Below are 22650 nucleotides of genomic sequence, written 5' to 3'. Positions count from 1 at the left end.
AGCATTCATCCTCTGGGATTAAGTTTAATGTTCATCTAAGCTTTTAGCTTACTTCTTTACACTCTCCTATGCTTTTAAGTAAGGAAGGCAGTTGATAAAGACTTTATTTTCTTTTTTAAAAGGAGGGAGATTTTTTAAGTGATAAAATTTTAATTTTGGGCTGTCTTATAGTCAAAGAAGCTTCTTCGTACGTTTCAATGATTCTCTTCTATAGAGAAGAAATGGCTTTTAGGCTTTGGCAAAAAAGATATCTCTGCGGGAGAAAACCTTAAATATCACTTGCGCAATCCCTTGATTTTGAGCTTATTATGTTAATAAGACTGGGATGCAAGACGAATTAGCTCCCCTCTTAACAATTTTTTGAGAGGTGAGCGGGGAATAGCTTGTAAAATATGAACCTTTCTAATACGTTCAAATGGCAGTACGCGTTGATCATATAAAGTTTGCACAGATTGTACTAAAGGAGTCGTGCTAAATAAATGAATGGCATTCCCTAACCGCTCATCTGGAATAGCTCCTAGCACCATATCTGTATGGATGCCTTGCTCTAACTTTATTCCTTCTAAAATTTCTTCCAAGCGTCCTACTTCTACATTTTCTCCTCCAATTTTTATGAAATCCCCTTTTCTGCCCTTTAACTTTAAAAGATTCTGATGTAGGGTGCCGACATCTTCAGTAACAAGCCACCCCTCTGCTACAGGATAGATGAGCTGCCACTCCCCTGCTTTAAAAGAGGCATAAGCAGTTAATAAAGCAGGACTAGAAAGACAAAAACATCCTTTCTCATTTGTTTTGACTTGTACATGAGGAAGGATTTCTAAGAGCGGAAATTGAGGAGTAGAAAGGCTATGCAAACTAGCCGTGGCCACCTGAGAAGAGCATTCAGTTAATCCGTAGCTAGGCAGCAAGGGCCAACCTAATTCACGTGCTTGGGTATACAAGGATCCTTGTAGCGCTCCTCCTCCTACTATAACAGCACGCAAGCTTTTAGGCGCTGGTAATTTATTGACCACTAGATCATAAACTTGTGTAGGCACAAGAGCAGTTAATGTTCCTTTTTTAGCTATAAGCATTTCATAAAAATGCCGCACTGACCATTTGGCAGCGAAAGTGTCAACTGCTGCTCCGCTTAAATACCCACGTGCTTGGATAGCTAGACCTCCCACATGAAATAAAGGTAAAGGATTAATCCAAATGTCCATTGAGGTAGCCTGAAGATGATGGTTAACTGCTTGGGCAGAAGCTAATAAAGCATCTTTAGAAAGGGCCACCAGTTTTTGTTGCGAGGATCCCGAGGTGGTTAACCATATATGCCTCTCAAATTTATTGATAAGCATTTTCCCTGTCTCCCAAAGCGAAGGTTTTATTACAGGGAGACGAGGATTTAACAATAGATGCGATTCAGCAGACTGCCAGTTAATCTTAATCATAGGTTAGCTATCAGATGATTATAAAATTTAAATTTCTTTACGCTTTTTGCCATACCTATTTAAAAATATATGAGGAAAGCTTTAACGTGATGAAAGATTACTATTATCTCATTGTTATCCATCTTATCAAGAAAAAATGGGAAAATGATCTCTTTCTCGGTAGAAGTATTTTAGTTCTTCCTCGAAAAATTAAGAAAGCTTTTTTACTATTTTATAGTAAGCCTAAGACTTAAAATAATCTTTGTTTTATCGACTACTCAAATAAAGCTATCCATTTAAAACCATAAAATATATTAAAATAAATATTCTATCCTATAATTTAGCCGAATATTATACCCAAGGCTTTGTATGTTAGATAAATATATTAAGATTAATTCCTATCAAAAATTTCAAATTGCCTTAAAAGAAAAAGAGATATTTCTCGACGAGACTAAATGTATTGTTAACCACGGAACCTTAGGAGAACGTGTAGTTAGCCGTACTCTATCTAAAGTAAGAGTAGGCTTATGGAATACCATCATGGATTTTGTTTTGGAAATATTTTCAAAAGCTTACAGAAAAGCTAAGCTAATTATTAAAGATAATCTAGAAAGGTTTGCCTACATGGCTCGCCATCCCCAAAAGCCTTGTATAGTTCTTTTTAAGAAACACTTGGAAACCAACAACCTAAGCGAAGAAGAAGAAAGACAAGCGTATAAATTACACAGGAGCTATTCGAAAGAGCAGGCCATCGCCGAGCTTGAGAAATTAAGTAAACCTATCGGCTTTTTAGATCATTTAGATCGGAAGACTTCCAGTGAAAGCAGCTCGGATGTCGGTAAAAATAACTTAGCTAACAATGAAGTTGATAGCAAGAGAGATGACTTCCTCTTGAATGAAGCAATGCGAGAGAAACAGGTAGCAAACCCAGAACCTTCGATATATCCTCAAAGTCTCACAATTTTAGCTACCTCTCATGAGGGTAACTCTTCGCTAGCCATTTTTAATGCTAACCTCGCAGGTATTGAACACGAAATAGCTGAGGTCAATTATGAAGCTGCAGAGGAGGCTGGAGATATTACACTCCCCTTCGCCCCTCAAGAGATTGATGGCCATGCTTTCCCTGAATTCCAAGAGGAGAAGATGGATGTTTGTCAGGAAACTTTTATTTTTAAGTCAAGTAAAGCAAGCATATTGGTTAAACAATCTTTTGCTTCTGAGCATAGCTCGTTTGAGGATGATGCTATAAAGGCAAAAAAAATGGAATTAAACCACCAAATTGATGATTTATTAAAAGGTATTCGCCATCTAGCCTCTCAGCTCGCAGACTTAGATGAAGAATGCACGAGCCAATTATTTGAAAACCAGCTTCGTATAAAAGAAAATGCCAAGCTGTGGTGGTGGGCAAAGAAGTCTATAAAAGAGCCGCTGAAAATTAAAGAAGAATATGAGGAAAAAATGGATAAAATAATAATTTTAAAGGAGATAAAAGAGGCTGAGCATGCCGATTTAATAGAACAGCAAAAAAATTTAGCTTCCAGGTAACCCCTGCTGTTTAAATAAGCTTGTTATACATTAGATAAAAAATCTTTATCTTTTAATATTTTTATGATGGGACATAGGTCTTTATGATGCCCTCAAAATTTTCTTATAAGGATTAGATGTAAAATTTTTTAATAAAAAAACAATTTCCAAAATGACAGCTAAGATTTATTCATAATGTTGGCTTGCAAGAAGCTCATCAAAGCCCAGGCCATAACCTTGTACAGGTTGTAAAAAGGGGCCCTGATTGCTTATCATTCCTGAAAAAGGATTATTCTGATAAATATGATGCGATAGGAGGCCACAGGGCTCTTGGGTGGTAAGAGAAGCCATATAAGCTGCACTCATTTGCCCTAAAGGATGATCTAAATAAGAAGTTACTATCAAACGCTGTCTAATATCTACCTGCTTCAATCTTTGTATAGCTGGCTTCATGATCAATACCTGGGCAGCTTCAGGCTGTCCATAGGCGCTTTTAAAAAATTCATCGGCTGCTAAAGGCACCTTGAAGGTTTCAAATGCTTTTTTCCAAGCTTTATAGGTAAAAGGAAAGGGATCTTCGATGTAATCTATAGATGTTTTAGGAATAAGTAAGCGCTCCATGAAGGACCAAAATTGTTCTGCATTTAATTTAGCATTAAAGTCTAATCGCCATTTCGCATGAGGAAACAAATGCGCCATCTCTGCAAAGATCTCTTTTTCTAAAGAAAGATTATGGCCTAATTTTACTTTAAAAAAAGTAAAACCGTTTTTCCACGCCTTTTGAAGATTAACAATACTGGAGGCATCCAAATGAGCCATCAGATAATGGCTCATAGGAATCTTAGCACCTTCTAATAAATTTCGTTTATTGGCGCGCGCTTTTGCATCAACGTGAGCAAAATAAATAGATTGGGCTGTTAGACGTGTACATTTTCCCTTTTGCAATAAATCAAGTTGCGTTTGCAATGGTAAATCGCCTAGCTCTTCCCAGGGGTGGCAGTCTGCATAGCCTACAATCCCCTCTTCGAAGGTTACTTTCAACAACGCTCCGCGCCTTAAAGAGTGAAGGATTTTTGATTGAATAGGCTGTTTGCTAGTTAATTCATAAAAGGAATGTTGGATTTTCATTACAACCAAAAGCCTAGCGACAAGCACACCCCAAAGAATAGGTTTAATAAAGCAGCCATACCTAGAAAAGTATTATAGATTTTAGAGGGTTCATAAAACCAAATGCAGCGTAAAAGAGTAAAACCTAAAGGCAAGGTCACGAAGGGCAAGAGTCCGGCCTTGTAAAACCCTAGATCACTCCAAAGCAAGCTTAAAAAATAAGGCAAAAGAATTAAAAGGGTGATCTCTAAACGGGCAAAAGTTTTCCCAAATTTTACTGCAATCGTTATTTTTTTTGCTTTTTCATCACTCTCTATATCCCGTAGATTATTGATAGCATTAACAGCGGCTGCTAATAAACCAATCTGCAAACCAGCCAAAAAAGCTTTTTCTGAAGCTTTACCAGCTTGCAAATAAAACCCCGCTTGGGTTCCTATAATTCCAAAAAAAAGTATCACAAAAAATTCTCCTAGCCCATAATAAGCTAAGGGAAAGGGCCCTCCCGTATAGCCGTAAGCTAGTAATGAAGCCACGATAAGCAAAATTAAAAAAAGAATACCGCCTTGAATGATCATAGGTATGCCTATTATAAAGGCCAGAGCTAGACAAAAAAATCCACCATATAATACTTCATGGAAACTCAGCCATCCCTTTTGTGTCGCGCGCTCCGGCCCTAATCTCGCTGCGTTATCAGCCCCTTTTTTAAAATCAAGAGCATCATTAATTAGATTTACAGCGACTTGAATGAAAAGGCCTGCTAGCAAAGCTGAAGCAAACGCTATTCCTTTGAAGTAGGAAGTATAATTAAGGGCAAGTAAAGTTCCGACAAAGATAGGAACCACAACTAATATCAATGTCTTAGGGCGAGCAGCCCAAGTAAAAGCCTGCCATTTAGCTGGCTTTTTAAGAAAATTACCATTCATCATTTAAATAACCTTTTATTCTTTTAAGGCAGCCTAGGAAAAGTAGAAAAATCAGGTGGCCGTTTTTCTAAAAAAGCTTTTTTTCCTTCTTGGGCTTCTTCAGTCATGTAGTATAACATTGTAGCATTTCCAGCCAGTTCTAAAAGGCCCACTTGGCCGTCGCAATCGGCATTAAGAGCAGATTTTAAACAGCGTAATGCTAGAGGAGAATGCTGTAGCATTTCGCGGCACCAGCGAATAGTTTCTTGTTCGAGCTCTTTATAAGGAACCACACAATTTACTAACCCCATTTCTAAGGCTTGCTGTGCACTATATTGGCGGCAAAGATACCAAATCTCACGCGCTTTCTTTTGGCCGACAATACGAGCTAAATAGCTGCAGCCTAAGCCTCCATCAAAAGAGCCTACACGTGGACCCACTTGCCCAAAACGAGCATTATCGCTAGCGATAGTCAAATCACATACTATATGTAGGACATGTCCTCCTCCTATAGCATAGCCTGCTACCATAGCCACAACAGGCTTGGGTAAAGAACGGATCTGCTTTTGTAAATCTAATACATTGAGACGAGCCACTCCATCGGCGCCGATATACCCTTCATCTCCTCTAACGCGTTGGTCGCCACCAGCACAGAAAGCCTCTTTTCCCTCCCCTGTTAATATAACTACACCAATAGAAGATTCATTACGGCAGACTTCAAAAGCATCTTGCATTTCTATAACAGTCTCGGGCCGAAAGGCATTGCGTACCTCAGGACGATTGATAGTTATTTTAGCAATACCCTCTTCTGTTCTTTCTAATTTAATATCCACATATTGTTTAATAGAAGTCCAAAGAAATGACGTTACGGACATGATAAAACCTCTTGAATAAATGATTGAATAATTTTAAGAAAAAGAATGGATTGCTCCCAGGGAGCTCGATGTCCAGCATGAGCGATGCTCTCCACACGTGATAAGGGATGAGAAAAAGTAAGTTCATGCGCCTTAGCTAAAAATTTGGTGTCTAATTGCCCGCTGATCCAAAGGATAGGAAGGGGTAAGCCTTTTAAAGCTTCAGATAAGTCATCCTGATGGCCTGTGGAAAAAAACTTCAGTTGATCTTGTAAATTTTTACGTAAAAACTGATGTTCTGAGCGCTTGAGCGGAAAGCTTTTACCCCCGAAAACAGCTTGGCAATTCCAATCTCGTATAACATCTTGCCAGGGATCATTTCCAAAACGATCTGCCCAGGCCTTATCAGCTTGTACTCTCTTTATCTTCTCTTCTTTAGAAGTCAATCCTGGGTGAGCTGAGATGATAATTCCTGCACGCCACTGGTTAGGATTATCCAATAAAGCATGCAGTGCTAACCTTCCTCCTAACGAATAGCCCATTAGAATGTCATCATGCCTTGGCTGAGCCAAACGGTTAAAACGCTTGGCCCATCCCCATAGCCCATCAGCAGCGGGAGCAAGAGAAGGGCGTCTAAGGCTATATGCATGTAAATTAGGAAGGTTAAACCTTTGCCAATCGGTGGGAAGGCCTAAAAAACCATGAAGGGCATGAATTTTAGTCATAAACTTTCTATACCATTCCAAAAGCGCATAGTTGCTTGTTCATTTGGCACAATTTCAACCAACCGGTGCCCCCCATAAGATATACTCTTGGGTAGATGGGTGTAATGCTCATAGTGCATATTCCATAAATCTGCAAGAGCTTTAAAACGAAGGCAATGTTGATTTTGTACCCGTTTATTTGCGTGTAAGTGGGCAAAAATTTTTCCCCCACCATTATTAATGACCAGGAGATTAAGATCTATTTCTTTCAACTGTTCTAGTATCCAAGGTGCTGCAAGATCATAAAGAGTGGTTAAATCGCCCATAATCCCCCAATTTTGCTGGCGGCAAGAACACATTCCTAGAAAAGTAGAAAGTTGGCCATCAATACCATTCAATCCACGATTAGCAAAAATATTTTCATGTTCTTCCTCGCGTGTGGCATAAGCGTCCCATTCTCGTATGGGCAGGCTATTGCCCAAGTACACTAAGGAGGAAGAGGCAATTTGCTTAGATAAATGATAAATAAGAGAAGCCTCAGCTTGAGGCTCTTCTTGCAATAATGCTAAAAGTTTACTTTGATAACGCTGGTCTTCCTTTAGCCATGAGCTACAAGATTTATTTATAGCATAGCTATATTGATAAACAGAAAAAAATTCGTGCAAGGATACCGAGTAGTTTAAGCCCCAGCTTAAACCTGGGAAAGGTAATTCGCTAATCGAACAAACGTTTATTCTACCTTTAAGCTCTTCTAAATCGCGCCATAGACGGAGGGTGGGAATGCTACCTATGCGTAAAATCCCATCAATTGGATAGCCTGCCTTTTCAGCAGCCTTCCATATGTTATCACCTCGCGTTATGCTTAACGTACGCAAGTAAGGATTTTCTCGTAGGCCTGAGGCTGCTTCTAGATAAACAGGAGCTTGATAATCAGCTAAAAATTTTACGGTAGCTTGCCTTGCCTGGCAAGATAGCCCCCCCACCACTACAAAAGGATATTTATTCCTTTGGACAAATTGATCCAGAGCTGCTTTTGCAGCCTCTATGTCCCCCTTTTGGTGGGCCACTTTTGTACATCTATTATCTAGCTCTTCCCATGCGCTAAAATTTTGATTGAGAGGTTCTTCTAAGCAAACATTTATATGAGCTGCCCCATTTTGCTTCCACTTTTGAAGTGTACAGGGCTCGCCAGCGGCAATGTCTTGTTCAAAGACAGCATAATGGCCAAATATGCCTACTTGCTCAGCTGTCTGGGGCGATCCTGTGCGGCGAAAACGGCGGGGGCGATCGGCTGTTAATAAAATCAAAGGTATGCCAGTATAATAAGCCTCCATAGCAGCTGGCAAAAGCTCACCGACTGCTGTTCCCGAGGTAGTTAAAACTGCTGTGGGGCGATGCATAAGCTTGCTACGCCCTAAAGCAAAAAATGCAGCTGAACGTTCTTCGGGCCAATAATAAAGTTTAAATTGCTCAGCTTTCTCCAAAGCAGTGATAAAAGGGACATTACGGCCGCCAGGGCAGATACATATTTCTTTAACACCTCTATAAATCAGCTCTTGCAGGACTTGTATCACTAGCTTTTCATTATCTTTCTTAGGAAGGAGGTCCATATTCATAACGCTATCATCTCTTTGATCGAAAGAAGCTTTAAATTAATTTCTTGCCATTCATGGTGCCATTGGCTAGCGGGTACAATTCCACAGCCTGCTCCAATTTTTGCCCCTTGGCTATTCCATTGAACATTACGAATGCCTACAATGCATCTAGCTTGCCTTTTATTATCGAAAAGGCAGCCTACAGGGGCACCATAACGCCAGCGATCGATCTTGTCATTGTATAAATGTAACCATTTCCTCCCTTCTTCTTTAGGAAAAGCCCCTAACGCAGGCGTAGGATGTAAAGCTTTTACAAGGGCTAAAAAATTTGAAGGTCCCTTCATTTTCAATTGGATAGGTGTCATAAGATGAGAAATCTTAGGAAGCTGTAATATTTGTAACTCGCCAATCGTTACTACTCCTAAAGAAGATAAAGATTCCTGTATGCCTTCAATGACCAGCTGATGCTCATATAATTCCTTTGAATCCTGGATGAAAATAGAGTCAGAGTCCCTATATCTTTTAGTACCTGCGCAAGCTACTGTTTCGATCAGCCCTTCAGAAGCATTATGATAGTTGAATAATATTTCAGGAGAAGCTCCTAATATTCCTTCTGTCTCTTCCCAATATCCATACACATGGAGTTGCTGATCTTTTACATAATTAATTAAATGCTTAAGAGTACTGCCTAATCTATCTAGTGTCATAGTACTTAAACTTTCTTCAAATATATAGGGCACAGCTTTTTTTAATTTTTTATTGTAAAAATGAGTGTGCAATTCTTTACAAGTATTTTCAAAATGAGCTAAGTAAGGATTTTTCCAGCTTAAAGGTAGAGGTGTAGCGGGATATGTATGCATAGCGGCTAGAAATTCATGGTGGCTGACAATAGCTGTATATTCGTGCTGGAACCAAGGACAAGGAGAGGAAAGAAAAAAATCGGGAAAATAAAAAAAAGGGCTTGGTGACTCATAAATGTTTTCTAACCAGGTACGTGCTCCCCAGCCAATCAAATAATTATCTTTATTTAGGCGAATTAGACTCCCCGATTCTATAAAGCAGCGCCAATCTTGCCGGGCCAGCCTCATGTTGCCTCCATCAAATTTTCTTTTACACTTCAAATAATAATTTCTTTTTTAAATTAGGAAATCAAGGATAAGTATAAGGCCTTTCTCTATCTACTATATTTTGTAAAGCAGCTAAATCTGATGCTTGGATTAGATCCTTGCTAAGAACTTGTATGAGTATTTCTCGTACTTTTGGACTTTTAAGAGAGGGTGAATTGATAAATTTAGCGGCTAACGTTTTTTTTACTTCTAAGTTAGTGATAGCATTTTCTAGCTGAACTTTATCGATGCTCATAGGCATTCTTGTTTTATCTTGTACGACTCTCCATTGGTTTTGCATAAGCTGTTCGGCCTCTTTAACTCGTATATTTATCTCCTGGTTTGCCTGCTTAGTTTGCTCGGGGGTGAGAGAAGGGTACTTGAAAGCTGCAGGCGGATCTTTGCTGTCATTAGAGGAGGAAGACTCGCGTGTTATAGGCATGCTTGGAATGGGAGGCTCCTGCTTTAAGCGGCGCAATTCTTGCTTTAAATCTGCGTCTGTAAATGACTGTACACTAGCTGCATGCAGTTGATATAAGCTAGTCAAAGGAAGGGCAAAGCTTAACGTTTGTATGCTCACAGATAGAGGAAAAAATAGTAAAGTCATTGCTGCCCTACGGAGTGAAAGCTGATATTTTCTCATTGTGTACCTCTTTGTTAGTTGGCTTACCTGATGCCATCTCAACTTTTTTTTGGCAAGTGCCAATTTTAATAGAACTCTATTAAATGCAATTCGTTTTTTTATTTAGTTTAATTTCCTATATATATATAGTTTCCTGAATTATATAACCTTCATTGATGTAAGGATTTCTCAACTATGGCTAGTATTTTAAATGTTCCTAGAGAACCGTATCATTTAAATTTCGCACGCAAGCAGATTCAATCGCCCATACAAAGAAATTACAATCCGTGCCAAGCGTTAAAAACAGCCCTCATTAAAGAAATCGTAAAAAAAAGCTTGCTTGAGTTAGCCATAGCTTTATCTTTTACAGGATTAGCTTGCTTGTTTGTAGCTACTCCATTAGGTATGGCCACGCTACTGCTTTCTACGATTGCCAGTTTGGCTATTACTACGTTGCTGAGGTTAGCACGAGCATACTGTATCTTCCGTGTATTTCAGCTAAAGCATTCTACTTCTAGGAAGGCAGTTGAAAAGAAAACACAATTTACCTCTTGGGTAGGTTTTATCAACGCTCTTATTCCCACAGCTTTTCGTCAATTAGTGGATGCTAATACACGCGAGGTAATCGTACATGAGGGAGGGCATGCCCTAGCTGCAAAAATTTTAATAAAAAATCCTCTGGTAAACGTTTCTATTACTCCTTTTAATGGCGGTCAAACCACTTACTACGTTAGATCTTTAACTACGATAGGGCAATATATCGGACGCGCTAATTCTGAATTGCTAATCGTAGCTGCAGGCCCTGCTTTAGCAGTTTTAGCAGCCACTGCGGGTTACAGTGCTTCCCTTGCATTAAGCAAATCTCATCCTGAGCTTAGCAGATATCTTAAAACAGCTACTCTCAGCACCATCAGCCAGCATTTCTTATATGCTTTGTCCGCTTTGTGGACGACCACCTCTATACAAAAACATGATTTTGTCAATTTAATGGCTGCTGGGCTATCTCCAATTGTTGCGGCTATCTCCATCGTCGCTCTACCTATATTAATAAGAGTAGGTTTTTATATTTATCATCGAAATAAGGGCAGCCAAAAGGAAAAAACTAATGAAAAAGAAAAGATTGCTTTAAATAATAATGGTAGATTTCAAGGCCCTTTATATAACTCTCTAACACTTGAGGCTCCGCCTATCTAAAAGTTTGGTTTTTTCCCGATCAAATCTATTAGAAATTAGGTGATTGACTGAAATTAAAGAGATTTGCTAATTTAATTTCTATGAAAAAATTTACCTATCTTTTGTCTGAAACTTTTATTCCTCTTATTGGCAGTTAGCTGCCAAAATATATACTTTTCTTCATACTTATATTTATCGTTTAAAGTGCAAATAGCAAGGTAAGCTTTCTGCCTATACCCTCGACTATCAATAGGAATAAAATGAATACGAAGTTTTTGTTTGTGAGTACTGGATTTGCGCTATTTGCTATGTTTTTTGGTTCAGGAAATCTAGTTTTCCCCTTACTTGTAGGTATCGAAAGTCAAGGCCATTATTTAATTTCTTCATTAGGTATTATTTTTACAGGCGTACTTGTTCCTTTCTTAGGCGTTTTTGCTATGCTTTTATACAAAGGGGAAACAAATGAATTTTTAGGCACGATGGGAAGCTTTGCAAAATTTTGGTTTCCTCTTATTGCTTTATCTTTAATGGGACCTTTTGGTGTACTTGCTCGTTGCATTACAGTAGCTCATGGAAGCTTTACGCTGCTTTTCCCTGACTGTTCTCTTATTGTTTTCAGCCTAGCTTTTTGCGGCATCCTCTTTTTGCTCACAACAAATAAAAGTCAGATTATTCCTTTCTTAGGTTCTGCTTTAACCCCTTTTTTACTGCTTTTTTTATTAGCAATCATCGTAGCAGGTATGTGGTATGGCCAGCTATTGGAGCCTTACAATCCAAACTACTGGTCTGCTTTCCACGAGGGAGCTTTGCAAGGTTATCAAACGATGGATCTTCTAGCTGCCTTCTTTTTTTCGACTTTTGTTATAAAGCATCTCTCCAATCATTTTTCGGCTACTTCTGATAATAGTCAGCTTGTTAAAGTGTTTATAAAATCAGCTTTACTTGGCGGTGGCTTACTTGCTATAGTCTACTGTGGACTTGTTTACTTGGGAGCGGCTTTTGCTTCCGATTTAAAGGGAATAGCTCCCCAAATGCTTCTAGGAATTATCTCTCAAAAAACCCTTGGAGCTCTCTCTGCCCCTGTTGTCTGCTCTGCTGTTATCTTAGCATGTTTTACTACTGCCGTGGTATTGACCTCTCTTTTTGCCGATTTTTTCAAGCAACAAGTCTGCCGAGAAAGTATTCATTCCTCTCTTTCCCTTCTGTTCACTTTACTTATTGCTTTCGGGGTATCTACCAGAGAATTTTCCGGTATTGCTACCTTTTTAGCTCCTATTTTAGAGACATTATACCCCGCCCTCATCGTCTTGACTTTGATCAATATTGCCCACAAATTAGGAGGCATAAAGTTACGTCGATGGCCGGTAATGCTCACCTTTGCAGTAAAGTTATATTTTTTGATAGAGTAATAATCATGGAGTCCATATTTGAAAGTTTACTTATCAAGTAGGCTCTTTGCTTATATTAAAATTTAAGATAGGTAAGCATTATCAACAAGAAAGCAGATGAAAAACGTGTGTTTTTTGCTCTCGAAGTTAAGGCTCCTTGGCCTGAAAAATTGCCTAAGGGGCGTGTTTTAGATCCTCACACACGTCATGCTACCTTAGCTTTTATAGGAGAAATTTCCCTTTCTGCTTTGTTTCAACATGCCTTTCCCCACCCTTCCTTCAGAGTAGGCCTAGTAGGAGCTTTTAATGAATGCCTATTTTTACCTTTTCACCATCCTAATGTCGTAGCTTGGAAATTTGATTGGTATGATGAAAGTAAAGAATTAATTGAGTATCGCCACAAGCTTTTAAATTGGCTTGATATGCATCACTATCCCCTGCGAGACAACCATAAAGATTGGCTGTGTCATGTAACCTTATCCAGAAAACCTTTTGATCAAAAAGAGTGGCAAGCAGCTTTTACGCCTTTACCCATGCTAACGCAGTCACTTCATCTTTATGCTAGTTTAGGTCACTTAAACTATCAGCCTCTATGGTCCTATTCATTTATTCCTCCTTTTCAGGAAATTAAGTATCCTAATCAGACTGTTTATCAAATTAATGGAGAAAATCTTAATCAGATCTACCAGCATGCCTTTGCTGCCCTAGCTTTTCATTATCCTCCCCTTACCTCTTATCATCATACAAAAAACTATGATCAGTTAAAGGAGATTATTGCTGATTTAAATTTTTTGATTGCTCAGGTAAAAGCTGATCAAGACTGTCCCCTTAAAACCCTTCATGTATATAAAGACATCCAGACAGAAGACTCTATTCTTCAATTTGAAATGATAATGGATAAATAATTTAGAACCGCTAAAGCTTTTTATTCATTTAATCTTTACCTAAAGAACAGCCTCATGCAAAGAATAGAATGGAAAGATCAAAGAGCAATAGGAGCTTATCAAAGAGGAGGGTATAGAAATCAAGCAAAGGCACTCACGCTTCAATCTTTTTATATGCTCATTGGATGATGAAGTTAAGATCAGCTTTCTAAGCAGCCGTTGATTAAATAGCAATCTTTAAGTATTTTTTCTGGCCATGTACTTAATATATTAGCTATAAATCCAGCAAGAACGCAAATGTTAGTAAATAGCGTGCTTCAAAAAACTTGAGTCTGAATACCTAATTCTTTAAAAGCTACCTCTCTACCTTGGGAAGATGATTATACAATAGCTGCCCTCGCATACAGACAGCTTAAAAGCATATAATAGTTTAAAAGGCAAAGAAAGCTATTTAACAATTTGTTGCTTTATAACTCGTCAATTTTTTATAGCCTATAAAAAGTTTTATGAGTGCAAGAAGGACACTGGCTAATATGTCGCTAAAACTTCCCCACGTATATTTATGTACACCACCGCATCACTTATTTCTATAATAATCATCCGCTGATGCTGTTTTGTTTCTTTTTCTCCCCCCCATGCGTCACCAGCTTTTTGTGTGGTCCATTGAATCTCGTACTGGCCTGGTAAAAGCTTAAAAACTTTTGATACCCTACGATTCATAAAGCTTTTTGGTGTTAAATCCATATCTTCTTCATTAAATTTAACAGAAGTAACGATAACCTGGGGCATTGCGCTATCTTCAATAGATAAATGCACTTCAACTTTATTGGCTACCATAATAGCATCTAGGGAAGGAGAATAAAAAAGTAAAAAAGTAAAAAGAAAAAAACAAGTTTTTAAAATTATTCTTAGCATACAGTTCTCTTTAGGTTAAAAAATTTATTCGATAAACCCGAAAAATAAATTAGCACGGAAATTCTATCCTTGTTATATCATAACTTTTTAACATTTTCATTTAAATTTTCAAAGCTATGCAAAAATTAATGAATTCCCAGGTAAATTTATTAGAAATTGCCCGTCAGGCCATGCTAGCTAAAGGGTTATCTCCTGATTTCCCTTCAAAAGTACAGGCTCAGTTAAATAGGCTACAAGCTCTAGTACTTGATAGCTCTAATGAACGTAGTGACATGACTAATAAACTGTGGTTTTCAATTGATAATGATGATTCATTAGATTTGGACCAGTTAACTTATGCAGAGCGTATAAACGACCATTTAATAAGAGTATATGTAGCCATTGCGGATGTAGATGCGTTAGTTAAAAAAGATACGCCTCTTGATCGACATGCTCTGGCAAACACCACCTCTGTTTATATGCCCATGATCGTCTTTCCTATGCTGCCAGAGAAGTTATCAACTAATTTAACCTCGCTTAATCCTAATGAAAAGAGAGCCTCTATTGTAGTTCAAATGGATGTAGAGGAGTCAGGTAGAGTAGTGGATTATCATCTGTTTCAAAGCTACGTTTTTAATTATGCTAAACTTGCTTATAATAGTGTGGATGCGTGGCTGGAAACGGGAGCTTTACCCCCTGAGCCTATTCAAAGAATAAAAGAGTTGGCTTCTCAGATACGCTTGCAAGATGAAGTAGCTCAACGCCTGAAAAAACATCGCCAATCTTTAGGCTTCTTAACATGGGAAACTTACGATCCGCAACCCATTATAAAAGAAGGCCAGGTAGTAGATCTTCAAGAGGTAAAAATTAATCGTGCGCGTGAATTAATAGAAAATTTAATGGTTGCTGCTAATACCTGTATCACTTTATTTCTACAAAAAACTAAGTGCCCGATAATTAAACGGGTTATTTGCCACCCCAAACACTGGGAGCGCATTGTACAAATTGCTGATAAACATAAATTTCCTCTCCCTCTTAACCCTGATTCAAGAGCTCTTGAAAATTTTCTAATTAAAATGCGCGCTGAGGATCCTTTAAATGCCCGTGATTTATTTTTAGTGATTATCAAGCTTTTAGGACGGGGCGCATATACCGTACAATCCCCTGCTGATAAACCCAACCAGCATTTTGGCTTAACCTTAGCGCCCTATACGCATGCTACTGCCCCTAATAGACGTTACTCAGATCTGATTGTGCAACGTCTGCTTAAAGCCCGCCTTGTAAATCAAACTTGTCCTTATTCTCTTTCTATTTTGCAAATCATGCTTCAAACATGCACAGAAAAAGAAATATGTGCAGACAAAGCCAAGCGGAGTGTAATGAAATCCGTATTAGCTTTATATCTAGAAGATGCAATTGGTAAAACTTTTGATGCTTTTCTAACAGGTAAAGGAGAAAAAGGTAACTGGATCCGACTGATTAGTACCGCCATTGAAGGCAAGCTTATCAATGGCTATCAAAATATTGAGGTAGGAGATCGGTTGAAAGTTAAGCTAGTTTCTGTGAATGCTGAAAAAGGTTTTTTGGATTTTGTCCAGGAAAAGCAATAATCTATTATTTCTTTGTGAAAAAATTATAATTTTTTAAGCTGATGATTGGGTAAAGAGCTGCTTAAAAGTATATAATCCTTTAACCTTCTGCACCGATCTATACCTGAAGCGCAACTTATTCCTTGACTCCTCTCAGGGGTTTAGTGAAGCACTTCTTAATTTAAAGATGTGTATTCTATCATCATATAACAATTTCGATTCTATTTAAGAATATATAAGTATTTTATATCTTCACAGTAAATAGGTTTTTTTCCGCCTCGCTTCGAGAAACGGAAAAGAAATAGATTCTGAATAGAGCAAATCGCGCTCCCACCTCCCATTTTTCATCGGATCCTTATCTTTTTCCTTTTCGAGGGAGCAATTTCTCACCTTGTTATGCCCTTCCTCTTAAACGCATTTAAAAGTTGGATTGTGACTAAGAGTGAGCTCCTATACTAAACCAGGGTAGACTTGCCTAGTTTTAGGCTTGCCTATAAACATTTTCTTTAGTATCATAAAAATATGAACCCAAGGAGAAGTTATATGACTGCTCATCCTCATAGAGTAAAGGTCACCATAGACGTTTCTGAAGACGAAAGAACTTATATTAAAATGCTAGCCGCTAAAAAAAGAATGACTATTAGTGATTTTATTATGTCCTTTGTTAGACCTAATATTCCTCATGATCAGCCCAATGCTGAAACTCAAAGAGCCATGCGCGATGTAGACGAAAGAAAGAATCTCACTCATTGCAAAACGATAGAAGAATTCTGGGCAGTAGTGGGAATAGACCCGAATGCTTGAGATTGAATTCACCAAAGCAATAAAGAAAGATTTAAAAAAGTATCAATATCAAAAAGATATACTTCTCGCCCTTCATGAAGTTATTGGCATATTAGCGAGCCAGCATCCTCTGCCTTCTAAAAACCGGAATCATCATTTAACTGGCAATTGGGTAAATCATAGGGAGTGTCATGTTAAAAATGATGTCTTACTCATCTATCAAATCGATGGTAATATTTTATTTTTAACTCGATTTGGGTCTCATTCTGAGCTTTTCTAAAAAGATATGAGAGGATATCTTAAAGCTTACATTCCTCAGCAAAAAAAATAATTAGGGATTTTGAAGACTAATCAAGTAAGATGTTTTCTTTAAGAGTTTAAGCTAAACGACTAAAAGCTATGCAAATAGATACGCAAAAACGTCGATCATTTAGGGCTGGTAGCTTAGAATGTGTGAGGAGATAGGGTTAGTTGACCTTATTGACCAAGCAGTAGGTAACCAGGCAAAGAATAAGCATTTAACCTATGGGCAAGCTGTTAAATGCATGATTTTAAATGGATTGGGATTTGTAAGTCGGACGCTTTACATGTATTCTGAGTACTTTGAAGACAAGCCCATCGATCATTTACTAGGTACGCCAGTCATTCCCGAGCAAATTGATGATAATGTTTTAGGCAGAGCGCTGGATAAGTTATTTGAATTGGGAGTGACTGAGCTTTTTACTAAGATAGCTTTGCATACGATCAAAGTGCTTGGCATCCAAGTAAAAAGTTTGCATTTGGAGGCGACAAGTTTTCATGTAGATGGAAACTATGAGAGCCTATTAGAACAAGGAGAAGCGTGTATTCGTCTATTACAAGGCTACAGTAGAGACCACTGGCCTGATTTAAATCAAGCCGTATTGCAGCTTATCACCTCCAATGAAGGCAATATTCCTTTATACATGCAAGCGGCTGATGGCAATAGCAGTGATAAAACCGCCTTTACGCAAATTGTGGCCGCACATCTTAAAAGCTTTCGGCAAGCCGTAGAGAATTGTTATATAGTAGGAGACAGTGCTCTTTATACGGCAGCTACCTTACAAGCCTTTAAAAGAGAACAACGCTTATTTGTCACGCGGGTGCCTATGCAAATCAAAGAGGCTAAAGAGCTCATATTTGAAGCGACTTACGATAAGACGGTAGAGATAGCAGAAGGTTATCGAGCTTTTGAAAGTACCTCTTGCTATGCCGGTGTTGAACAAAGATGGGTAGTCATCTTTAGCCAAGCGGCCTATCAAAGAGAATGCGGTACTTTAGCCAAGCATTATCTTAAGGGCAGTGAAAAAGAATCTAAAGCTTTCTTTAAGTTTATAAAGCAAGAGTTTTCATGTCCAAGCGATGCTAAGCGCCAATTAGATAAGTTTGCAAAAAAGCTTAAATACATACAAATTGTAGAACCTCCGGTTATAGCGACTCAAAAGCATACTACCTCTGGTCGACCAAAATCTGGGCAAGCACTTTCTATACTTAGCTATCGCCTAGAAGGTACAGTAGCTTGCTCTTTGCTTAACAAAGCAGAGTTAGAGAGGAGCAAAGGGTTTTTCATCTTAGCAACTAATGACATGGACGTAACTGCTTTTCCTGCTCAAGAGTTATTGAAAACATATAAAGCTTGAGCAAAGTGTAGAAAGAGGATTTAGATTCTTGAAAAGCCCCGATTTCCTTGTCTCTTCTTTCTTTTTAAAAAAGCCAGAAAGAATTGAAGCTCTTTTAATGGTAATGACTCTATGCCTTTTAGTCTATTCTGCGCTTGAATATAAAATTCGAGAAAAATTGCGAGAAAATGGTGAGAACTTCTTAAATCAGCTTAAGAAACCTACGCAAAAGCCAACCACACGCTGGGTGTTTTTCTGTTTCCTAGGCCTGCATATGGCCTTTATTGACCATAAAAAATTGCAAATTACCAATCTGAAAGAACGCCATAGAATTATTCTTAGATGCTTAGGGCCTCCTTTGTTTTTTGCAACCATCTGAATATGAGAAACTTATAAAATTTAAGTTTAAGGATTAACTTTTATAAAAGCTTAGCAATCAGCAATTTAAATTTCAGGTGAGGAATGTGGGCTGTAAATATTTTCTTTATTAGAATAAGGATATATCAGCTTAAGGAGAAGTTATATGACTGCTCATTCTTGTAGAGTAAAGCTCGCCCTTGACGTTTCTGAAGACGAAAGAACTTTTATTAACCTGAATGTTGAGTTTATCTATTTATTACTCAACATTCAGGCTACAAAGAAGGATTTAAAGAAGTATCCATATCAAAAAGATAACCTTCCTACCCTTCATGGAGTTATTGGCATATTGGCGAAATAGCGTTCTCTGCCCCTTTAAAAAGTTGGGATAGCAATAATTCATTTTTAAATTGCAGATTGTGGACATTCTTTAAGCTTAATCCTTTTACCTCCAAACATCTAGGGATTTTCCATAAAAAATGGAAGTGTGTTTTATTAATTTTCCATGTATAAAGAGTTTTTAATCCCACTAGATTATCGCGCCAACAGACCACAAACTCACCATGAGGTGAAATGCGAACTTTTGGTGTAGAAAAAGACAGAGTCTTGTGAGCAACCACTTCTTTTCTTTCTATATTCCATAAGCTAAGCCTGGTAATACAGGACTGAGGCGATTTTATAATTTTTTCAGCAGTAAGCATTAAAGAACCATTTAGGGATAAATCAAAGCTCTGCACGCGATTATTAAAATCTATTTTATTTTTTTGTCTGTATCGCTATCCCAGATAGAGATTTTGTAGCAACTTTTCTGAAAGATGAGCCTAGAATCATCTAAAAAGCGTATATTAGTAATAGACGAAAATTTTTTAGCTAGCTGTACTTGGGAAGTTCGCCAATCGATTTTCCAGAGTTTGGTTTGTTCTAAACGCACCTCATGTTCAAGTGTGATGAGAGTGGCTATAGGAAAAACACTAGGGGAGAGGGCAAGGCCAATTTTTTTTCCCCTAAGAGAAGAGATAGGAACAGTACCTTTTCGTACCTTGGAAGCGATATCCCATATTTCAAGTTGATTTTGATGGGCAGTCACGAGGTAACAATTATCTTCCGATAAAGCACATCCTAGTAGGGCATACATTTTAAACGTGGCCTGTTCTGTCCCCTTTTTAGCTTGAGAGAGAGTAATACAGGCCATTTCCTGCTGACGCTGGACTCCTAAGATATATTGTGCATCCGCGGAAAGAGCACAAACATCTGGATCTTGCTTAGATATGGGTAAAGCATGTTCTGGGAATGAAATAGCCCTGTAGGAAAGCCTCATACCCGATGAAGATTCGTATTCATAGAGCCTACCATTCGAGTTCAGAAGATAAATTGCCTCATCATCAGAAGAAAAACGTAAAGCGCGGAGGCGTGCGTTAAGAGGAGTTTCTTTCTTGCTATAAAAGCTCTCTAAAGTTCTGATAAAAATTTTTTCATTAGAAATTCTGAGCAGGCGTTTATTAGCTAAAAGGAATGCTATGTTTGTCATACGAGACCTCTGAGTAGAGAATTGCTCGCGTACCTTTAATTGATAATTCTCTACGCTATCCCGCATGCAAAGCATGTCTGTACCCAGGAAGTAGGCTATAAGAGAACTGTTTGGCAAAAATTGCAAATTGCTTATCCCACTTTTTTCAGAAAAAAGTGGGATTCTTTTCTTATTCTTGCTATCCCACGCATATACTTCTTCTCCTTTCATGGTGAGCAGCAGGTCTCCCTTGGGAGTAAACTGAATATTGCTAATGTTGTCGATTTCCTCTCCTAAATAGATGGTCCTGTCTTTTAGCAGTTCTAATGTCTGAAGTGAATAAAATTTTATGCATTTACTCTGATAAATTTTAACTGCCACAACAGATTCCTCAGGAGAAAAGATAATATCATTTCCCGCCTCCCCTACTAGAACCTCTCTTTCCATCTTAGTATCTTTTATTAGTATATCTTTTACTCGCTTAAGCTGAGGAAAGTTTTCCTTATTTGAGTCTATTCTCCAAAGGCAAATTGCCTTTGGGTCAGCCTCTATATTTTTACTCCTACTTTTTAATCGTGTTCCAGTAAGGATTAAGCCGTCTTTTGTAAGTGCAAATAAGGAAAAAGAGTCAACGTTTTCCAAATTTAATTGCCCACTCTCTACTATTTTTAAAGACTTAGTCTCCCATATCTCGATTTTTCCTTGGCCATAAGCTCTAAAAAGAAATTTTCCATCTGGAGAGAAGAGCAAAAAGATGCGTGGAATAGGGGGAGAAGCTGATGAGCCAAGAGAGGCCCTTGGTTTTGGTTTACTTACCTCACCTTCAGGTATTGGGCTTGACATTTTATGAAAAGTTATTAGATCCCAAACATAAAGATTTTCCGCATCATTAGACACTAAGAGCCTTCCATCAGAAGAGAGAGCTGCCGCAAGCACAGGACGATGATGCTGTAAATAAGGCCGATGTCCAAACTTGATAGCTTCAAGATTAGCGCCATCCAAAATGGCATTCCTCAGTGAACAATCCTTCAGCTCCGCATGGCTTAAATTAGCCTCCGATAAGCTGGCCTTTGCCAATGAGCAATCTCTCAGACTTGCATAGCTTAAATTAGCCTTCGATAAGTCGGCTCCATCAAAAATCGCATGCGAAAGCCTTGCGTGCGGAATCTGGATTCTTTCAAGTTTCTGATTTATAAAAGAGAAGCCTGTTTTTTTTAAAATCATCATGGCATTGGCTGCGGCAAAGCTCACCTTTGAGCAATCTTTAGAAAGCTTAACAATCTTTAGAAGCTTATGCTGGATTTCTAATAACCCGGAAGCTTGTTGTAAATAATCTGCTGCAAAAAGATGGACTCTCAGGGAGTTCATTAATTGGCCGTTATTAGAAATTTTTTGTATAAACATGTCATCTTTTTCTTGAATAAGCTGCTTCCATTCCTTACAAACCAGCTTAGCTTGGCCTTGATCTTGTGCGCCCAATTTTGCGAATATTTTTGAGCTAATTTCTGCGTAAGGCGCCAATTTAATGCATGGATACTCGCTTTCCGCTATTTCTTTGAATGCGGGAAATATAAAATGATAAGAGCCTTGTGCTTCAGGATTAAGGGCTGGATAAATGTTATGAGCTTTATTTGTTGAAATACACATATAACTATCTCCTAACAAAAAACGTCAAGTTAAAAGGCCAGGTTACTAGAATATTTTAAAAAATTAACAAACTTTTTTGTCTTTATCTTCCTCCTCATTCAGATTGGTGAGAGTTATATTATATATTTTACCTTTTCACAAATTTTGTCAAACGCAAATCTGCTGAACTTTTTTATTCATAACCATTTATGCTATCAGACGTCATTGAATTCCTTTCATTCTTTGGAGGGCTTTTAGCAGTATAAAAAGCTAGAAACCCATAAGGCCTCCCTCCTACAATAAAAGCAAATGGCTAAAAAGCGAAAAAATAATTAATCTCAACATTATAAAAAAAACCTTAATTAGCTAATGTCTAAAGAAGTTTTCATATTCGATGCTATGGTTACAACTAACTGATAGTTGAAACTTTCCAAGGATTTAAGAAGTGATGGCAGCGGGAGAAGGTAGTAAAATCCTTTCCTTAAAAGTGGAGGGTTGGGGAGCTATAAGAGAAAGTTGCAAGCATGAGGGTAAGCCATCCCCTTTCCACTACTCCGCAGACCTGATTAAGGCAAGTATGGCTTAAATAATAAGTAGGCAGCTAATTAACAAATCTACCTAAACTCTAATAAAGATTTTTACTTTAAGGTAGGACGAGTTTTTCTCTTAGAGCCGGCAACAGATAGCTAAGAGTGGGTTAAGACTAGCCCTAGTAAAAAAAATTAATAGAACCAGGCAAGAGATAGGAGCATGCCTGGTATAAAACCACTCTTAAAAAGCCTGTCACTTATATGAAGATAAATTTTCATGCGAGATTATAGCTAAATTTAAAGAGCTTTAGCTGTTTAAAGCAAAAAAATATTGCATAATTTAAAATAATTATAAAGAATGGAGGAGCAAAGGTTGTTCTTTAAATCCAAAAAAGCAAAATAGCAGGCCATCAATCAAGATGGATGCAATTTTAGTTTTCAAACCATGAGGAGGAAGCT

Annotated in this window: 21 protein-coding genes; 10 read left to right on the top strand and 11 right to left on the bottom strand. The window is 38.0% G+C overall.

Features of this window, described 5'->3' with window-relative positions; genetic code table 11:
• Positions 1 to 311: 311 nt before the first annotated feature.
• Positions 312 to 1430, bottom strand: a complete 1119-nt coding sequence (locus DB42_RS06865; RefSeq protein ID WP_052436049.1) for an AMP-binding protein — start codon at positions 1428 to 1430, stop codon at positions 312 to 314.
• A gap of 348 nt (positions 1431 to 1778) precedes the next feature.
• Between DB42_RS06865 and DB42_RS06855 the strand changes: the two genes are divergently transcribed.
• Complete coding sequence (locus DB42_RS06855) at positions 1779 to 2954, top strand: hypothetical protein (RefSeq protein ID WP_044882307.1); 1176 nt, start codon at positions 1779 to 1781, stop codon at positions 2952 to 2954.
• Between the two features lie 165 nt (positions 2955 to 3119).
• On the opposite strand, the gene DB42_RS06850 is transcribed toward DB42_RS06855, so the two are convergent.
• The 7 genes from DB42_RS06850 to DB42_RS10525 all read right to left on the bottom strand — a co-directional run bounded on the left by DB42_RS06850 (position 3120) and on the right by DB42_RS10525 (position 9844).
• The gene (locus tag DB42_RS06850; RefSeq protein WP_044882306.1) at positions 3120 to 4061 is read right to left on the bottom strand and encodes an enolase C-terminal domain-like protein; all 942 of its coding nucleotides are present in this window, start codon (positions 4059 to 4061) and stop codon (positions 3120 to 3122) included.
• Positions 4061 to 4966 carry a 1,4-dihydroxy-2-naphthoate octaprenyltransferase gene (gene menA, locus DB42_RS06845; protein WP_044882305.1) on the bottom strand — a complete coding sequence of 302 codons (906 nt, stop codon included), beginning with the start codon at positions 4964 to 4966 and terminating at the stop codon, positions 4061 to 4063. The genes DB42_RS06850 and menA overlap by 1 nt, the downstream gene beginning before the upstream one ends.
• 20 nt (positions 4967 to 4986) lie before the next feature.
• Positions 4987 to 5817: a 1,4-dihydroxy-2-naphthoyl-CoA synthase gene (gene menB / locus DB42_RS06840; RefSeq protein ID WP_044882304.1), complete on the bottom strand. Its 831-nt coding sequence runs from the start codon at positions 5815 to 5817 to the stop codon at positions 4987 to 4989.
• Positions 5808 to 6521 (bottom strand): alpha/beta fold hydrolase, encoded by a 714-nt coding sequence (locus DB42_RS06835; RefSeq protein WP_052436048.1) that lies wholly within the window; start codon positions 6519 to 6521, stop codon positions 5808 to 5810. The genes menB and DB42_RS06835 overlap by 10 nt, the downstream gene beginning before the upstream one ends.
• A complete protein-coding gene (menD, locus tag DB42_RS06830) occupies positions 6518 to 8116 on the bottom strand; it encodes a 2-succinyl-5-enolpyruvyl-6-hydroxy-3-cyclohexene-1-carboxylic-acid synthase (RefSeq protein ID WP_052436047.1) in 1599 nt (532 codons plus the stop codon). Before menD ends, DB42_RS06835 begins: the two co-directional genes overlap by 4 nt.
• Positions 8113 to 9183, bottom strand: coding sequence for a chorismate-binding protein (locus DB42_RS06825; protein WP_044882303.1), 1071 nt, complete (start codon positions 9181 to 9183; stop codon positions 8113 to 8115). The genes menD and DB42_RS06825 overlap by 4 nt, the downstream gene beginning before the upstream one ends.
• A gap of 61 nt (positions 9184 to 9244) precedes the next feature.
• Complete coding sequence (locus DB42_RS10525; protein ID WP_052436046.1) at positions 9245 to 9844, bottom strand: hypothetical protein; 600 nt, start codon at positions 9842 to 9844, stop codon at positions 9245 to 9247.
• 174 nt (positions 9845 to 10018) lie between these two features.
• Here DB42_RS10525 and DB42_RS06815 point away from each other — a divergent pair, with 174 nt between their 5' ends.
• The 3 genes from DB42_RS06815 to DB42_RS06805 all read left to right on the top strand — a co-directional run bounded on the left by DB42_RS06815 (position 10019) and on the right by DB42_RS06805 (position 13289).
• Complete coding sequence (locus DB42_RS06815; protein ID WP_044882302.1) at positions 10019 to 11017, top strand: hypothetical protein; 999 nt, start codon at positions 10019 to 10021, stop codon at positions 11015 to 11017.
• 239 nt (positions 11018 to 11256) lie between these two features.
• Positions 11257 to 12405, top strand: coding sequence for a branched-chain amino acid transport system II carrier protein (locus DB42_RS06810; RefSeq protein ID WP_044882301.1), 1149 nt, complete (start codon positions 11257 to 11259; stop codon positions 12403 to 12405).
• A 107-nt stretch (positions 12406 to 12512) separates the two neighbouring features.
• Positions 12513 to 13289 carry a 2'-5' RNA ligase family protein gene (locus DB42_RS06805; protein ID WP_044882300.1) on the top strand — a complete coding sequence of 259 codons (777 nt, stop codon included), beginning with the start codon at positions 12513 to 12515 and terminating at the stop codon, positions 13287 to 13289.
• Between the two features lie 507 nt (positions 13290 to 13796).
• On the opposite strand, the gene DB42_RS06800 is transcribed toward DB42_RS06805, so the two are convergent.
• Complete coding sequence (locus tag DB42_RS06800) at positions 13797 to 14183, bottom strand: hypothetical protein (RefSeq protein WP_044882299.1); 387 nt, start codon at positions 14181 to 14183, stop codon at positions 13797 to 13799.
• Positions 14184 to 14311: 128 nt separating this feature from the next.
• Between DB42_RS06800 and DB42_RS06795 the strand changes: the two genes are divergently transcribed.
• The 6 genes from DB42_RS06795 to DB42_RS06775 all read left to right on the top strand — a co-directional run bounded on the left by DB42_RS06795 (position 14312) and on the right by DB42_RS06775 (position 18889).
• A complete protein-coding gene (locus DB42_RS06795) occupies positions 14312 to 15772 on the top strand; it encodes an RNB domain-containing ribonuclease (protein ID WP_044882320.1) in 1461 nt (486 codons plus the stop codon).
• Between the two features lie 522 nt (positions 15773 to 16294).
• Complete coding sequence (locus tag DB42_RS06790; RefSeq protein ID WP_044882298.1) at positions 16295 to 16555, top strand: hypothetical protein; 261 nt, start codon at positions 16295 to 16297, stop codon at positions 16553 to 16555.
• On the top strand, positions 16548 to 16814 hold the full coding sequence (locus DB42_RS06785) for a type II toxin-antitoxin system YafQ family toxin (protein ID WP_044882297.1): 267 nt from the start codon (positions 16548 to 16550) through the stop codon (positions 16812 to 16814). Before DB42_RS06790 ends, DB42_RS06785 begins: the two co-directional genes overlap by 8 nt.
• A gap of 169 nt (positions 16815 to 16983) precedes the next feature.
• Positions 16984 to 18192, top strand: coding sequence for an IS1634 family transposase (locus DB42_RS10920; RefSeq protein ID WP_080502772.1), 1209 nt, complete (start codon positions 16984 to 16986; stop codon positions 18190 to 18192).
• Entirely contained in the window at positions 18182 to 18550 is a 369-nt protein-coding gene (locus tag DB42_RS11700; RefSeq protein WP_155117457.1) for an IS1634 family transposase, read from the top strand. Before DB42_RS10920 ends, DB42_RS11700 begins: the two co-directional genes overlap by 11 nt.
• Before the next feature lie 144 nt (positions 18551 to 18694).
• The gene (locus DB42_RS06775) at positions 18695 to 18889 is read left to right on the top strand and encodes a hypothetical protein (RefSeq protein ID WP_044882296.1); all 195 of its coding nucleotides are present in this window, start codon (positions 18695 to 18697) and stop codon (positions 18887 to 18889) included.
• On the opposite strand, the gene DB42_RS06770 is transcribed toward DB42_RS06775, so the two are convergent.
• Together DB42_RS06770 and DB42_RS10520 are read right to left on the bottom strand one after the other, a co-directional pair.
• A complete protein-coding gene (locus DB42_RS06770) occupies positions 18867 to 19148 on the bottom strand; it encodes a hypothetical protein (protein WP_155117456.1) in 282 nt (93 codons plus the stop codon). The two genes, DB42_RS06775 and DB42_RS06770, sit on opposite strands and share 23 nt — an antisense overlap.
• A gap of 131 nt (positions 19149 to 19279) precedes the next feature.
• On the bottom strand, positions 19280 to 21682 hold the full coding sequence (locus DB42_RS10520; protein WP_052436044.1) for a pentapeptide repeat-containing protein: 2403 nt from the start codon (positions 21680 to 21682) through the stop codon (positions 19280 to 19282).
• Positions 21683 to 22650 lie beyond the last annotated feature (968 nt).

Origin of the sequence: Neochlamydia sp. EPS4 (assembly GCF_000813665.1) — a bacterium.
Classification (GTDB): domain Bacteria; phylum Chlamydiota; class Chlamydiia; order Chlamydiales; family Parachlamydiaceae; genus Neochlamydia.
This window is presented reverse-complemented; position numbering and strand designations above follow the sequence as displayed.

Coding starts and splice junctions, on each gene's coding strand:
- DB42_RS06800 (WP_044882299.1), bottom strand. CDS start 14,183: ATGCTAAGAATAATTTTAAAAACTTGTTTTTTTCTTTTTACTTTTTTA.
- DB42_RS06835 (WP_052436048.1), bottom strand. CDS start 6,521: ATGACTAAAATTCATGCCCTTCATGGTTTTTTAGGCCTTCCCACCGAT.
- DB42_RS06825 (WP_044882303.1), bottom strand. CDS start 9,183: ATGAGGCTGGCCCGGCAAGATTGGCGCTGCTTTATAGAATCGGGGAGT.
- DB42_RS06785 (WP_044882297.1), top strand. CDS start 16,548: ATGCTTGAGATTGAATTCACCAAAGCAATAAAGAAAGATTTAAAAAAG.
- DB42_RS06790 (WP_044882298.1), top strand. CDS start 16,295: ATGACTGCTCATCCTCATAGAGTAAAGGTCACCATAGACGTTTCTGAA.
- DB42_RS06810 (WP_044882301.1), top strand. CDS start 11,257: ATGAATACGAAGTTTTTGTTTGTGAGTACTGGATTTGCGCTATTTGCT.
- DB42_RS10525 (WP_052436046.1), bottom strand. CDS start 9,844: ATGAGAAAATATCAGCTTTCACTCCGTAGGGCAGCAATGACTTTACTA.
- DB42_RS10920 (WP_080502772.1), top strand. CDS start 16,984: ATGTGTGAGGAGATAGGGTTAGTTGACCTTATTGACCAAGCAGTAGGT.
- DB42_RS06775 (WP_044882296.1), top strand. CDS start 18,695: ATGACTGCTCATTCTTGTAGAGTAAAGCTCGCCCTTGACGTTTCTGAA.
- menB (WP_044882304.1), bottom strand. CDS start 5,817: ATGTCCGTAACGTCATTTCTTTGGACTTCTATTAAACAATATGTGGAT.
- DB42_RS06865 (WP_052436049.1), bottom strand. CDS start 1,430: ATGATTAAGATTAACTGGCAGTCTGCTGAATCGCATCTATTGTTAAAT.
- DB42_RS06850 (WP_044882306.1), bottom strand. CDS start 4,061: ATGAAAATCCAACATTCCTTTTATGAATTAACTAGCAAACAGCCTATT.
- menD (WP_052436047.1), bottom strand. CDS start 8,116: ATGAATATGGACCTCCTTCCTAAGAAAGATAATGAAAAGCTAGTGATA.
- DB42_RS06855 (WP_044882307.1), top strand. CDS start 1,779: ATGTTAGATAAATATATTAAGATTAATTCCTATCAAAAATTTCAAATT.
- menA (WP_044882305.1), bottom strand. CDS start 4,966: ATGATGAATGGTAATTTTCTTAAAAAGCCAGCTAAATGGCAGGCTTTT.
- DB42_RS06795 (WP_044882320.1), top strand. CDS start 14,312: ATGAATTCCCAGGTAAATTTATTAGAAATTGCCCGTCAGGCCATGCTA.
- DB42_RS10520 (WP_052436044.1), bottom strand. CDS start 21,682: ATGTGTATTTCAACAAATAAAGCTCATAACATTTATCCAGCCCTTAAT.
- DB42_RS06815 (WP_044882302.1), top strand. CDS start 10,019: ATGGCTAGTATTTTAAATGTTCCTAGAGAACCGTATCATTTAAATTTC.